This is a genomic window from Pseudomonas paraeruginosa PA7 (genome assembly GCF_000017205.1).
Lineage (GTDB): Bacteria > Pseudomonadota > Gammaproteobacteria > Pseudomonadales > Pseudomonadaceae > Pseudomonas > Pseudomonas paraeruginosa.
Map to the genome: position 1 here is coordinate 5,098,445 of NC_009656.1, position 13,693 is coordinate 5,112,137.

Consider the following 13,693-nt stretch of genomic DNA (forward strand, 5'->3'; position numbering starts at 1 on the left):
CGCCTTGCGGCAGGCCTGCCAAGGGACTGAAACATGGCTTTTACCGATCCGTTCATTCGTCGCCCGGTCCTCGCCTGCGTGGTCAGCCTGCTGATCGTCCTGCTCGGCATGCAGGCCTTCAGCAAGCTGGTGATCCGCGAATATCCGCAGATGGAGAACGCGCTGATCACGGTGACCACGCTCTACGCCGGAGCCAACGCGGAGACCATCCAGGGCTACATCACCCAGCCGCTGCAGCAGAGCCTGGCCAGCGCCGAAGGCATCGACTACATGACCTCGGTGAGCCGGCAGAACTACTCGACCATCTCGATCTACGCGCGGATCGGCGCCAACACCGATCGCCTGGTCACCGAGCTGCTGGCCAAGTCCAACGAGGTGAAGAGCCAGCTGCCGCCGGACGCCGAGGACCCGGTGCTGCAGAAGGAGGCCGCCGACGCCTCGGCGCTGATGTACATCAGCTTCTACAGCGAGCAGATGAACAACCCGCAGATCACCGACTACCTGTCGCGGGTGATCCAGCCCAAGCTGGCGACCCTGCCCGGCATCGCCGAGGCGGAGATCCTCGGCAACCAGGTATTCGCCATGCGCCTGTGGCTGGACCCGGTGAAGATGGCCGCGTTCGGCGTCACCGCCGGCGAGATCAACCAGGCGGTGCGGCAGTACAACTTCCTCGCCGCCGCCGGCGAAGTGAAGGGCCAGTTGGTGGTCACCAGCGTCAACGCCTCCACCGACCTCAAGTCGCCGCAGGCCTTCGCCGCCATCCCGGTGAAGACCGACGGCGACCGCCGGGTGCTGATGGGCGACGTCGCGCGGGTCGAGCTGGGCGCCGCCAGCTACGATGCGATCAGTTCGTTCAACGGCATCCCGTCGGTCTACATCGGCATCAAGGGTACGCCCAGCGCCAACCCGCTGGACGTGATCAAGGAAGTGCGGGCGAAGATGCCCGAACTGGAAGAGCAATTGCCGCCGAACCTCAAGGTGTCCATCGCCTACGATGCCACGCGCTTCATCCAGGCCTCCATCGACGAGGTGGTGAAGACCCTCGGCGAGGCGGTGCTGATCGTCATCGTGGTGGTGTTCCTGTTCCTCGGCGCGTTCCGCTCGGTGCTGATCCCGGTGGTGACCATCCCGCTGTCGATGATCGGCGTGCTGTTCTTCATGCAGGCCATGGGCTACTCGATCAACCTGCTGACCCTGCTGGCGATGGTCCTGGCCATCGGCCTGGTGGTGGACGACGCGATCGTGGTGGTGGAGAACATCCATCGCCACATCGAGGAGGGCAAGACGCCTTTCGACGCCGCGCTGGAGGGGGCGCGGGAGATCGCCATCCCGGTGGTCAGCATGACCATCACCCTGGCCGCGGTGTACGCGCCGATCGGCTTCCTCACCGGCCTCACCGGCGCCCTATTCAAGGAGTTCGCCTTCACCCTGGCCGGCGCGGTGATCATTTCCGGGATCGTCGCCCTGACCCTGTCGCCGATGATGTGCTCGCGCCTGTTGCGCCACGAGGAGAATCCCTCGGGCCTGGCGCATCGCCTCGACCTGCTCTTCGAGGGCCTTAAACGCCGCTACCAGCGCGCCCTCCACGGCACCCTGGAGACCCGTCCGGTGGTGCTGGTATTCGCCGTGCTGGTGCTGGCGCTGATCCCGCTCCTGCTGATGTTCACCAAGAAGGAACTGGCGCCGGAAGAGGACCAGGGCATCGTTTTCCTCATGACCAGCTCGCCGCAGACCGCCAACCTCGACTACCTGAACCGCTACACCGCCGAGTTCGAAGGCATCTTCCGCAGCTTCCCGGAGTACTACTCGGCGTTCCAGATCAACGGCTACAACGGCGTCCAGGCCGGCATCGGCGGCATGCTGCTCAAGCCCTGGGACGAGCGCGAGAAGAGCCAGATGGAACTGCTCCACGCGGTACAGGCCAGGCTCAACGAGATCCCCGGCGTGCAGATCTTCGCCTTCAACCTGCCGTCGCTGCCGGGCACCGGCGAGGGCCTGCCGTTCCAGTTCGTGCTCAATACCGCCAACGACTACGAGTCGCTGCTGCAGGTGGCGCAACGGGTCAAGCAGCGCGCCACGGAGTCCGGCAAGTTCGCCTTCCTCGACCTCGACCTGGCCTTCGACAAGCCCGAACTGGTGGTCGACATCGACCGCGAGAAGGCCGCGCAGATGGGCGTCTCCATGCAGGACCTGGGGGTGGCGCTGGCCAGCCTGCTCGGCGAGGGCGAGATCAACCGCTTCACCATCGACGGGCGCAGCTACAAGGTGATCGCCCAGGTCGAACGCCCCTACCGCGACAATCCCGGCTGGCTCGGCAGCTACTACGTGAAAAGCAGCGACGGCCAGCTGGTCGCACTCTCGACTCTGATCGAGACCCGCGAACGGGCGCGGCCGCGCCAGTTGAACCAGTTCCAGCAACTCAACTCGGCGATCATCTCCGGCTTCCCCATCGTCAGCATGGGCGAGGCCATCGAGACCGTGCAGCAGATCGCCCGCGAGGAGGCCCCGCGCGGCTTCGCCGTCGACTATGCCGGCGCCTCGCGGCAGTACGTGCAGGAAGGCAACGCGCTGCTGGTCACCTTCGGCCTGGCCCTGGCGATCATCTTCCTGGTCCTCGCCGCGCAGTTCGAAAGCTTCCGCGACCCGCTGGTGATCATGGTCACCGTGCCGCTGTCGATCTGCGGCGCGCTGGTGCCGCTGTTCCTGGGCGTGTCGAGCCTGAACATCTATACCCAGGTCGGCCTGGTGACGCTGATCGGGCTGATCAGCAAGCACGGCATCCTGATCGTCGAGTTCGCCAACCAGCTACGCCACGAACAGGGCCTGGGGCGCCGCGAGGCCATCGAACAGGCGGCGGCGATCCGCCTGCGGCCGGTACTGATGACCACCGCGGCGATGGTGCTCGGTGTGATCCCGCTGATCCTCGCCAGCGGCGCCGGCGCGGTCAGTCGCTTCGACATCGGCATCGTGATCGCCACCGGGATGTCGGTGGGCACCCTCTTCACCCTGTTCGTGCTGCCGTGCATCTATACCCTGGTGGCGCGGCCGGATGCTCCACCCGGCGTGACGCAGGCGGCAGGCGCGCACTGATCCGGAACGGCGGACAGCGCCCACGGCGCCGTCCGCCGACGCTTGCGCCGCCTCCCCGGCCATCCCGCCGCGATCCTATGTCCGCCGGCAGCCGCCTCCAGTAGACTGCCTGCTGAAACGCAGTGGTGAGACGAGCATGGCCGAGAGCGCTTTTTCCGAACGTATCGTGCAGAACCTGCTGGATACCGACTTCTACAAGCTGACCATGATGCAGGCGGTGCTGCACAACTATCCCAATGCCGAGGTGGAATGGGAGTTCCGCTGCCGCAACCAGGAAGACCTGCGCCTCTACCTGCCGGCCATCCGCGAACAGATCGAGTACCTCGCGGGCCTGGCGATCAGCGACGAGCAACTGGCCTTCCTCGAACGCATCCCCTTCCTGGCGCCGGATTTCATCCGTTTCCTCGGCCTGTTCCGCTTCAACCCGCGCTACGTGCAGACCGGCATCGAGAACGACGAGTTCTTCCTGCGCCTGAAAGGCCCCTGGCTGCACGTGATCCTCTTCGAGGTTCCGCTGCTGGCGATGATCAGCGAAGTGCGCAACCGCGCGCGCTACCCGAACGCGACCATCGAGCAGGCTCGCGAGCGCCTGCGGGAGAAGTTCGACTGGCTGCGCCGCGAGGCCGGCGCCGAAGAGCTGGCCGGTTTCAAGATGGCCGACTTCGGTACCCGCCGGCGCTTCTCCTACCGGGTCCATGAGGCCGTGGTGAGCGGCCTGAAGGAAGACTTCCCGGGCTGCTTCGTCGGCACCAGCAATGTTCACCTGGCGCGCAAGCTGGATCTCAAGCCGCTGGGCACCATGGCCCACGAATGGCTGATGGCGCACCAGCAGCTCGGCCCGCGCCTGATCGACAGCCAGAGTGCCGCGCTGGACTGCTGGGTCCGCGAGTATCGCGGGCTGCTCGGCATCGCCTTGACCGATTGCATCACCACCGATGCCTTCCTGCGCGACTTCGACCTCTACTTCGCCAAGCTCTTCGACGGCCTGCGCCACGACTCGGGCGACCCGCTGCTATGGGCGGAGAAGACCATCGCCCACTACCTGAAGCTGGGCATCGACCCGCTGACCAAGACCCTGGTGTTCTCCGACGGCCTCGACCTGCCCAGGGCGCTGAAGATCTATCGCGCCCTGCGGGGACGGATCAACGTCAGCTTCGGCATCGGCACGCACTTCACCTGCGACCTGCCAGGCGTCGAGCCGATGAACATCGTGGTGAAGATGAGCGCCTGCAACGGCCATCCGGTGGCGAAGATCTCCGATACCCCGGGCAAGGCCCAGTGCCGGGACCCGGACTTCATCCACTACCTCAAGCACGTGTTCCAGGTCGCCTAGGGCGGGCCTGGCCTACCGCGGCAAGGCGCCGAATGACGCCCGGAGCCAGTCGGTCGATCTTCCGGTGAACTCATCGCCCACGAAAAAGCCCCGCTCAGGCGGGGCTTTTTCATCAAGGATGTCCCGTCCTGAATAAGGTTTACACCTCCCATGCCGATTTTCCGGAGAGCTAGATGGAGCAAGGTGTAAAGCGCACACAGCGAGATTACTCACTGTCTTTTAAATTGGCCGTCGTTGATCAGATCGAAAAAGGCGAACTGACCTACAAGCAGGCCCAGGTGCGGTATGGCATCCAGGGCCGGTCGACGGTTCTGGTATGGTTGCGCAAGCATGGTCGGCAGGATTGGAGCCAAGGGGCGTCGATTCGAGCCGAGAGGAGTTGCGCGATGTCTGACCCCAAAACGCTCACTCCAGAGCAGCGGATCAAGGAGCTTGAGCAGCAGCTTGAGTTGATGAGCCAGAAGGCTCAGTTCTTCGAGACCGTCGTTGATGTCCTGAAAAATGATTACGGTGTATCGGTCGTAAAAAAGCGATCCGGCAAGTCCTCTCGCAAGGTCAAGTCGCAGGACTGAGCATTGCTAGGGCTTGTCAGTTTCTTGGCATGAGCCGACAGGCTTACTACAAGCGCAATCGAGCTGCTGATAGCAAAGCACGCCAGGCAGATCGGGTTGTCGAATTTGTTCAACAAGTCCGGATGCGTCAGCCACGACTAGGCACGCGAAAGCTGCACTATCTGCTGCATTGCCAACCTGATAGGCAGCTCCAAGTTGGCCGAGACCGACTATTTCAGGTCCTGGGAGAGCGCCGTTTGCTGGTGTTGCCCAAGCGGGCGTATCACAAGACAACACAAAGCTTTCATCGCTTCTACCGCCATCCGAACCTACTCAAGTCAGGCCCGAACCAGGTTGTCCCGTCAGGACCGGAGCACGTTTGGGTGGCGGACATTACTTACCTGCCAGCCAGTAGTGGCCCGCTGTACCTAAGCCTGGTAACGGATGCGTATTCCAGAAAAATTGTTGGCCACCATGTGCATGAAAGCCTGCATGCCGAGTCAGTTGCACAAGCCTTTAGGCAGGCCCTACGCAAACGGCAGCGTCGCCAGTCACTGGTCCATCACTCGGATCGCGGTATTCAATATTGCTCGGCACTGTATCAGTCACTGCATGCACGGCATGGCGTCCAGTGCTCGATGACTGACGGATATGACTGCTACCAGAACGCGCTAGCTGAGCGCATCAACGGAATCCTCAAAACAGAGCTGCTGCTGAGTAGCCCTGAAAATCTGGAGCAGGCAAGGAAGATGGTTGCTGAAGCCGTGCAGATCTACAACACAGAGCGGCCTCACATGGCCCTGAAAAACAAAACGCCCGATACGGTGCATCGGGCGTTTTGAGGCATATCGGCCTACCTGAGCAGGTGTAAACCTATTTCAGGACTAGACAGGAGTCTCAGCGCGAGAGGCTGGCTCCCCCCTGGGAAAGACCGAACATCAACAGCAGGATGTCCTTGTTCGGCTGGACCTCCTGCCGCGTCGGCCGCTCGGCCTTCAGCACCGAGGGTGTCGGACAGTACTCGTGGCCGCCGCTCATCTGCACCACGTTCGGCGCGGGTTCGTGCCAGGCGGCAGCCGCAGCCGTGGCCACGGCGAGAGCGCCGACCAGCAACAAACCTCGAGTGATTTCTAGTTTCATGTCTGCAACCCTTTGATGGCGCTGCCAAACGCCCTCTGGTAACCATAGATGAAGGCTTGCCACTGCGCGCTGGTCCACGACGAACGGCGCTTCAACTGCTTCAGATCGTGCCGGGACGCCCTGTTCACGGTGAGGCGACGACGGCTTTTCTCGAGGTCGATCAGCGCCACCTCGATGGTCTCGCCTTCGACGCGAACGAAAATATGCTTCGGATACAGGCAACCATGCTGCCAGTGAGCAAGGTTCATACGGGCGATGGTAGCGCCGATTTGTTGCAGAATTCTTTGGTGCTTCGCTTCGCCCCAACGATCCTGGTCACCGCGCGCATAGCACTCGTCGAGGCTGGAGAAACCCTCCAGGGCCTCGGTGACCAGCAGCGCCTGCCATTGCCCATCGACCTTGCGGCAGCCGGAGTAGACCAGGCGCGGCACGCGGATGCCGAGCGATTCGAAGGCCCGCAGCGCGTCGCGCTCGCGCATGGCGGTGGGATAGCCGAACGGACGTTGCCAGTCGCGGTAGACGTGCCCGGTCTGCTGCTTGCGATAGAGCAGCCGTCCATCGCCGGTGTACACCCGCTGCACGCCGCTGGCGCCGCCGCGCCGCTCGTTGGGCTCCTCGACCCAACTGCCGGGCACCTGCAACCACTGGTCGATGGCGGAGTCGCCGGAAATACGTTGCAGGGATGCCAGATCGGGAGCCATCGTTATTCCTTTCGCAAGATATAGACCCGCCACATGTGGTAAAGCGGGATGAAATCGAGATGCTTCTGAATGACGAAGCCGGCGTCGAGAAATTCGCGCTCGACCGTGTCGGCAGGTAACACGAAGCGGTTCTGGTAGCCTGTCTGTTCCCCGTTCGCTACCCGCCGTGCCTCCATGCGCCTGCGTTTCCAGGCCTTGAAATTGCCGTCGACCCAGAGGGAAAGAATCACGCTGTCCCGCGTGACCCGGTGAAACTCGCGCAACAGAACGCTCCGGTCGGTTGCCTCGCCGATATGGTGGAGCAGGCGCATGCAGAAGATGTTGTCCACCGAGTTGTCCGGCAGGTCGATGGCGAAAGCGGACGTCTGCAAGGGCCGTACCCGTTTCACCACGCCGTCGGGCTGTCCGGCGCAGGCGACCGCCAGCATGTCCGCGGAATTGTCCGCGCCGATGATCACCCGGTTGTCCTTTTCCGCCAGCAGTGGCCAGAAACGCCCGGCGCCGCAGGGCAGGTCGAGCACCAGGTTGGGCTGGCCGGCGAGCCTCAGCGCATGCCGGGCGAGTTGGACGTCGCGCCGGTGGGAAAGTTTCCGGGCGAGACCATCCTGATGCTTCTTCAGATAGGCCTCAGCATGCTCGCGATCATACTTGTGGGAAAAGTCGAGGTCGACAGGCGGATTGTTCATGATGGCTGCTCCTGGATTCATGGGACGAACGGTATGAATCCAGCCGTCAAGCTCGGGTCAAGGGGTGGTGAATTTTTCGTCAAGCAACATCGAGTAAAACTTCGAACCGGCAGCCGTGCGGCTCCACCGCGCTGAGGGTCACGCTCCAGCCCTCGGCCGCGCAGATCCGCTTCACCAGCGAGAGCCCCAGGCCCAGGCCTTCGCCACGTCCGGAGCTGGAACTGCCGCGGACGAACGGCAGGAAGATGCGTTCGCGTTGCTCTTCCGGTACACCCGCACCGGTGTCCTCTACGCTGAAACCGTGCTCGCCGAGGGTCAGCGTGATGCTCCCGGAATCGGTGTAGTGCACCGCGTTGCGCAACAGGTTGCCCATCACCGCGCGTAGCAACGGGGCATTGAACTGGCCGGCGCAGGTGCCTTCGTTGCGGTAGTGCAGGGTCAGGCCACGCGCCTCGACCTGTTCGCGCCAGACCTGCACCAGGTCGTCGGCGATGCTCTCCAGGCTGCCGTGGGGCGCCAGGCTTTCCTCACCCTTCTGCGCCCGCGCCAGCAACAGGAAGGTTTGCACCAGGTCGCGCATCTCCTCGGCAGCCTTGGTCATCCGCTCCAACTGGCCGCGGGCACGCGGCCCGAGGCTGGACTCTTCGGCCAGCAGTTCGCAGGAAGTGGCGATGACCATCAGCGGCGTACGCAACTCATGGCTGACATCGCTGGTGAACAGCTGCTCGCGCTTGAGCGCGTCGCGCAAGCGGCCGAGGGTCTCGTCGAACGAAGCGGCCAGTTCGCCGACCTCGTCGTTGGCGTAGTCCGGCGCCAGCGGCGGCGCCAGGCCGAGCAACTGTTCGCGGTGGCGCACCTGGCGCGCCAGCCGGACCACCGGCTCCATCACCTTGCGCGCGAGCATCCAGCCGAGCAGGCCGGCCAGGGCGATGCTCAGCACGTAGCCGGTCAGTACCGAGGCATAGAGCACCTGTTCGCGGGCTTCGAAATCGCTCTGGTCCTGCAGCAGGATGAAACGCCGGCCGTCGATATCGCGCACCAGCGCGTGGAACGACAGGTCGCCCTCGAAGACTTCGTGGAAACCGACATCCAGTTGGTCCAGCGCCGGCGGCATGGCGTAGGAACCCTGCCCGTCGCTGATGAAGAAGCGCATGCCGGGATCGAGCACCGGGTTGCGTCCCTGGGCCAGGTCGTCGCGCAGGATGCGCTCCAACTCGCCGCCCAGGTCGCGGGAAATCAGGCGCTCCTCGATGATGTGGACAACGCCGACGATGCCGGCGGAGAACAGTCCTCCCACAGCGACCGTCATCAGCATGAAGGCGATGACGATCCGACGGGCGAGGCTCTGCTTATACTCCATTCGGCTCCTCCGCCAGGCGGTAGCCGACGCCATGCACCGTATGCAGCAAGGCCACGGGGAATGGCTTGTCGATCACCTGGCGGAGTTGATGGACGTGGCTGCGCAGGCTGTCGCTGTCCGGACAGTCGTCGCCCCACACCGCTTCCTCCAGGGCGTCCCGGCGGACCACGTGGGGGCTCTTCTGCATCAGCACGGCGAGCAGCTTGAGGCCGATCGGGTTGAGCTTGAGCGACTTGCCGGCACGCCTGACCTCCAGGGTGTCCAGGTCATAGCTGAGATCGGCCACGCTCAGCTCGCGCCGGCCGCCGCCCTGGGCGCGGCGCAGCACCGCCTCGATACGCGCGGACAGTTCGGAAAGGGCGAAGGGCTTGACCAGGTAATCGTCGGCGCCGGAACGGAAGCCCTGCAGGCGGTCGTCCAGTTGGTCCCGGGCGGTGAGCATGATCACCGGGGTGTCACGCCGGGCATCCTCGCGCAGGCGCCGACACAGCGTATAGCCGTCGATGCCCGGCAGCATCACGTCGAGCACGATCAGGTCGTAGTGCTCGGTGGCCGCCAGGTGCAGGCCGGACAACCCGTCCTGCGCGCAGTCCACCGTGTAACCCTTGAGCGACAGGTAGTCGGCCAGGTTGGCCAGGATGTCGCGGTTGTCTTCGACCACCAGTATTCGCATGTCCCACTCCTTCACAGGAAGACCGATCGGGCGCGTTGCGCACATTACGGATTCTTCACCGGCGATTCACACCGACTCCACGCTCGTCACCACAGACTCCACGGCGTCTTCCACAGCAGCCGATCATAGCGGCTTTGGAAGTGCGCTCGAACCCCGGCGGTGGATTTAACCAGCGTCGAAGTCAAGAGAACGTCAACGCCGCGTCGGAGATCGCATGTCCCAGGCCGCCACCCGCCCCCTTTCCCGCCCCTTCAATCCCTGGCTGTTCCTCGTCCTGCCGCTGGGCCTGGCCGCGCTGCTGCTGGCCTGCGAGCCGGTGACCCTGGACCTCGCCCTGGCCAACCTGATGTACGAGCCGGGAGCCGGTTTCATCGGCCGGCACAGCTGGTTCCTGGAAAACATCCTGCACGACCGGGTCAAGCAACTGGTGATCGCCATCAGCGTCATCGGCCTGCTGGCTTCCATCGCCGGCCTGTTCTACCGGCCCTGGCGTGCGCTGAGCCGGCCGCTGGCCTATGTGTTCCTCGCCATGAGTATTTCAGCCAGCATAGTCACCCCGCTCAAGGCTCTCACGGCGGTGCAGTGCCCCTGGAGCCTGGCGCAGTTCGGCGGCGAGGAAGCCTACAGCTCGCTGCTCAGCCCGCGACCGCCGACCGATCACCCCGGGCGGTGCTGGCCGGGAGGGCACGCGTCGTCGGGCTTCGTCCTGTTCGCCCTGTTCTTCGCCCTGCGCGACCGCCGGCCGAAGCTGGCGCGCTACGCCCTGGCCTTCGCCTTCGGCATGGGTTGCCTGCTGTCCCTGTCGCGCATGCTGCAGGGCGCGCACTTCCTCTCGCACAACCTGTGGACGATGCTGTTCGACTGGCTGATCTGCCTCGGCCTGTACCGTCTGATGCTCTATCGACCGGCCGTGAGCGGGCAACACGACGGCGGCGGGGAAAACCGCGTTCAGGAAGCGGGCTCGTCCGCCCCGAGTGCGCCGAACTCGACGGGTACTTTCATGTAGAACAGCCGCACGCCAGCCTGGCGGATCGCCTCGTCCAGCAGCCAGTCGCAGAGCGGCTGGCCCTGGTGGTGGCGGCCCTGCTGGGTGATGAAGGTCAGTTGGTAGCCTTGCATGATCGTTCCTCCCGCTGCGCTATCTGCCCAGCATCCAGTTCATCGAGAACAGCCCCAGCAAGGTCATCAGCAGCGAGCCGCCGACATGCGTCGCGATAGCCCCGGCGGCCCAGCCCAGGCGCCCCTCCTGGAGCAGGGTGACGACCTCGGCGGAAAAGGTGGAGAAGGTGGTCAGGCCACCGCAGAACCCGGTGATGATCAGTAGCCGCCACTCCGGCGCTATGCCCGGCGCCTGGGCGAAATAGGCGATGGCCGCGCCAATGGCATAGCCGCCGACCAGGTTGGCCAGCAGCGTGCCGGGGGGAATGCTGGGCAGCAGGCTGTTCAGCTTGAGCCCGAGGAACCAGCGCAACAGCGCCCCGAGGGCGGCGCCGAGGGCGATGGCGAGAATGGATTTCCACATAGTCCTGTCCTTGTAGGAGAGCGATTCGGACAGGCGGCAGGCGAGCGCCTACGCGCCTTTTCCAGGTTCATGCGTAGGCATCATCAGCCCCAGGGGCGGTTGAAGGAGGAATGCCATCTCCTGCCGGCTAGATTGGCACAAAGCGCAGCGCCTATCAAAGCCCGGGGTACGCAGGCACGGGCAAAACGTGCCAGTCTGACAGCAAGAACCCCCTCGCCGGAGTCTCTCCATGCGCCCCTGCCTGCTGTTCTGTTGCCTGTTCCTCGCCTGCGCCGCTCAAGCCGAGGAATGCTCGTCGCACAGCCCCCTCGACAGCTGGTGCGAACTGCCCCTGGCGGCGCTCCACCCGACCCAGCAGAACGTCGGTCTGCTGCAGGTAGAGGATGAACAGGCCAAGCTCGCCGGGAAGAAGCCCAAGGCCCTCGAACGCTACCTGCGCAAGAAGGAGATCCCGGTGGTGATCGGTCCCGATGGAGGCTTCTACCTCACCGATCGCCACCACCTGAGCAGCGCGCTCTGGCGCCTGGATCCTACCCGGGAAGTGCCGGTGAAGGTGATCGGCCGGCTATCCCAGGGCAGCGACTTCTGGGAGAAGATGCAGGAAAACCACTGGGTCTGGCTGCACGATGCGCACGGCGCGCCGATCCCGCCCGCCGCCCTGCCCGACGACCTCGCCGGGCTCGGCAACGACCCCTACCGCGCCCTCGCCGGCTACGCCGAGGACGAGAACGCCTTCGACAAGGATCGGCGGAGCTATTTCATCGAGTTCCACTGGGCACGCTATTTCGGCGAACGCATGCACTGGCGGCCGATCAGCCGTGCCTCGCTGCCCGGCGACCTGGAGGAAGCCCTGCGCCTGGCCTGCGAACCGGCGGCGAAGGAACTGCCGGGCTACCGCCAGGACTGCCCGCGCTGAGGCAAAAAAAAGCCCCGCCGAAGCGGGGCTTTTTTCAACCACAGGGGCCGGTCGGCTTACATCATGCCGCCCATGCCACCCATGCCGCCCATGTCAGGCATGCCGCCCATGGCCGGCTTGTCTTCCACGATCTCGGCGACCATGGCTTCGGTGGTGATCATCAGACCGCCGATGGAGGCCGCGGCCTGCAGAGCGGAACGAGTGACCTTGGCCGGGTCCAGGATGCCCATCTCGATCATGTCGCCGTACACGCCGGTGGCAGCGTTGAAGCCATAGTTGCCGGAGCCCTGCTTGACCTTGTCGACCACCACGCTCGGCTCGTCGCCGGCGTTGGCCACGATCTGGCGCAGCGGCGCTTCGACGGCGCGACGCAGCAGGGCGATACCGACGTTCTGCTCCTCGTTGTCACCCTTCAGGCCTTCGATGGCCTGCAGGGCACGAACCAGGGCTACGCCACCGCCGGGAACCACGCCCTCTTCCACCGCTGCACGGGTAGCGTGCAGGGCGTCTTCGACGCGGGCTTTCTTCTCTTTCATCTCGACTTCGGTGGCAGCGCCTACCTTGATCACGGCAACACCGCCGGCCAGCTTGGCCAGGCGCTCTTGCAGCTTCTCGCGGTCGTAGTCGGAAGTGGTTTCCTCGATCTGCTTGCGGATCTGCAGGACGCGGGCTTCGATGTCAGCCTGCACGCCGGCGCCATCGATGATGGTGGTGTTTTCCTTGTTGATCACGACGCGCTTGGCGTTGCCCAGGTGCTCCAGGGTAGCGCCTTCCAGGCTCAGGCCGACTTCTTCGCTGATCACGGTACCGCCGGTGAGGATGGCGATGTCCTGCAGCATGGCCTTGCGGCGGTCGCCGAAGCCCGGAGCCTTGACGGCCGCGACCTTGACGATGCCACGCATGTTGTTCACCACCAGGGTGGCCAGGGCTTCGCCCTCGACGTCCTCGGCGACGATCAGCAGCGGACGGCCGGCCTTGGCGACGGCTTCCAGCACCGGCAGCATTTCGCGGATGTTGGAGATCTTCTTGTCGACCAGCAGCAGCAGCGGGCTGTCCAGCTCGGCAGCCATGGTGTCCGGCTTGTTCACGAAGTAGGGAGACAGGTAGCCGCGATCGAACTGCATGCCTTCGACGACGGACAGTTCGTTCTCCAGGCCAGAGCCTTCCTCGACGGTGATCACGCCTTCTTTACCGACCTTCTCCATGGCCTCGGCGATGATCTGGCCGATGGACTCGTCGGAGTTGGCGGAGATGGTGCCTACCTGTGCGATGGCCTTGGTGTCGGCGCAGGGCTTGGCCAGTTCCTTCAGCTGGGCGACGATGGCCACGGTGGCCTTGTCGATGCCGCGCTTCAGGTCCATCGGGTTCATGCCGGCGGCGACGGCCTTCAGGCCTTCGTTGACGATGGCCTGGGCCAGGACGGTAGCGGTGGTGGTGCCGTCACCGGCAGCGTCGTTGGCCTTGGAGGCAACGTCTTTCACCAGCTGGGCGCCCATGTTCTCGAACTTGTCTTTCAGCTCGATTTCCTTGGCGACGGAAACGCCGTCCTTGGTGATGGTCGGAGCGCCGAAGGACTTGTCCAGAACCACGTTGCGGCCTTTCGGGCCGAGGGTGGCCTTGACGGCATCGGCCAGCACGTTCACGCCGACCAGCATTTTCTTGCGAGCGGAATCGCCGAACTTAACTTCTTTGGCAGCCATGTTCTCTTTCCTCTAAATCGA

13 protein-coding genes and 1 riboswitch are annotated in these 13,693 nt (G+C 64.3%); of the genes, 5 read left to right on the forward strand and 8 right to left on the reverse strand.

Annotated elements, in window-relative coordinates:
• Positions 1-33: 33 nt before the first annotated feature.
• The 3 genes from mexW to PSPA7_RS31500 all read left to right on the forward strand — a co-directional run bounded on the left by mexW (position 34) and on the right by PSPA7_RS31500 (position 5,816).
• Positions 34-3,090, forward strand: coding sequence for a multidrug efflux RND transporter permease subunit MexW (gene mexW / locus PSPA7_RS23550; RefSeq protein ID WP_003156307.1), 3,057 nt, complete (start codon positions 34-36; stop codon positions 3,088-3,090).
• 136 nt (positions 3,091-3,226) lie between these two features.
• Positions 3,227-4,423 carry a nicotinate phosphoribosyltransferase gene (gene pncB, locus PSPA7_RS23555; protein ID WP_003156305.1) on the forward strand — a complete coding sequence of 399 codons (1,197 nt, stop codon included), beginning with the start codon at positions 3,227-3,229 and terminating at the stop codon, positions 4,421-4,423.
• Between the two features lie 173 nt (positions 4,424-4,596).
• Positions 4,597-5,816, forward strand: a protein-coding gene (locus PSPA7_RS31500) for an IS3-like element ISPa57 family transposase (protein WP_086008394.1) whose coding sequence is annotated in 2 segments (ribosomal slippage) — positions 4,597-4,945 and positions 4,945-5,816 — 1,221 coding nt in all. Because the reading frame shifts where the segments join, the coding sequence is not laid out codon by codon here.
• Between the two features lie 55 nt (positions 5,817-5,871).
• Here the strand turns inward: PSPA7_RS31500 and PSPA7_RS23570 are convergent.
• From PSPA7_RS23570 to PSPA7_RS23590, 5 genes are all read right to left on the reverse strand, one after another.
• On the reverse strand, positions 5,872-6,114 hold the full coding sequence (locus PSPA7_RS23570) for a hypothetical protein (protein WP_012077171.1): 243 nt from the start codon (positions 6,112-6,114) through the stop codon (positions 5,872-5,874).
• Entirely contained in the window at positions 6,111-6,815 is a 705-nt protein-coding gene (locus PSPA7_RS23575; protein ID WP_012077172.1) for a lipopolysaccharide kinase InaA family protein, read from the reverse strand. The genes PSPA7_RS23570 and PSPA7_RS23575 overlap by 4 nt, the downstream gene beginning before the upstream one ends.
• Positions 6,816-6,817: 2 nt before the next feature.
• Positions 6,818-7,501, reverse strand: coding sequence for a class I SAM-dependent methyltransferase (locus tag PSPA7_RS23580; protein WP_003156299.1), 684 nt, complete (start codon positions 7,499-7,501; stop codon positions 6,818-6,820).
• Positions 7,502-7,580: 79 nt separating this feature from the next.
• Complete coding sequence (locus tag PSPA7_RS23585; RefSeq protein ID WP_012077173.1) at positions 7,581-8,861, reverse strand: sensor histidine kinase; 1,281 nt, start codon at positions 8,859-8,861, stop codon at positions 7,581-7,583.
• A complete protein-coding gene (locus PSPA7_RS23590; RefSeq protein WP_003156297.1) occupies positions 8,851-9,534 on the reverse strand; it encodes a response regulator transcription factor in 684 nt (227 codons plus the stop codon). Before PSPA7_RS23590 ends, PSPA7_RS23585 begins: the two co-directional genes overlap by 11 nt.
• A gap of 214 nt (positions 9,535-9,748) precedes the next feature.
• On the opposite strand from PSPA7_RS23590, the gene PSPA7_RS23595 reads away from it, so the two are divergent.
• Positions 9,749-10,540 carry a phosphatase PAP2 family protein gene (locus tag PSPA7_RS23595; protein ID WP_003156296.1) on the forward strand — a complete coding sequence of 264 codons (792 nt, stop codon included), beginning with the start codon at positions 9,749-9,751 and terminating at the stop codon, positions 10,538-10,540.
• On the opposite strand, the gene PSPA7_RS32535 is transcribed toward PSPA7_RS23595, so the two are convergent.
• Positions 10,483-10,653, reverse strand: a complete 171-nt coding sequence (locus PSPA7_RS32535; protein ID WP_003156295.1) for a putative PII-like signaling protein — start codon at positions 10,651-10,653, stop codon at positions 10,483-10,485. The genes PSPA7_RS23595 and PSPA7_RS32535 overlap by 58 nt on opposite strands.
• A gap of 19 nt (positions 10,654-10,672) precedes the next feature.
• On the reverse strand, positions 10,673-11,056 hold the full coding sequence (crcB, locus tag PSPA7_RS23600) for a fluoride efflux transporter CrcB (RefSeq protein ID WP_003156293.1): 384 nt from the start codon (positions 11,054-11,056) through the stop codon (positions 10,673-10,675).
• A 67-nt stretch (positions 11,057-11,123) separates the two neighbouring features.
• A riboswitch (Fluoride riboswitch) is annotated at positions 11,124-11,186 on the reverse strand.
• A gap of 99 nt (positions 11,187-11,285) precedes the next feature.
• Here crcB and PSPA7_RS23605 point away from each other — a divergent pair.
• Positions 11,286-11,972, forward strand: coding sequence for a ParB-like protein (locus tag PSPA7_RS23605; protein WP_012077174.1), 687 nt, complete (start codon positions 11,286-11,288; stop codon positions 11,970-11,972).
• 56 nt (positions 11,973-12,028) lie between these two features.
• On the opposite strand, the gene groL is transcribed toward PSPA7_RS23605, so the two are convergent.
• A complete protein-coding gene (groL, locus tag PSPA7_RS23610) occupies positions 12,029-13,672 on the reverse strand; it encodes a chaperonin GroEL (protein WP_012077175.1) in 1,644 nt (547 codons plus the stop codon).
• Between the last annotated feature and the right edge of the window lie 21 nt (positions 13,673-13,693).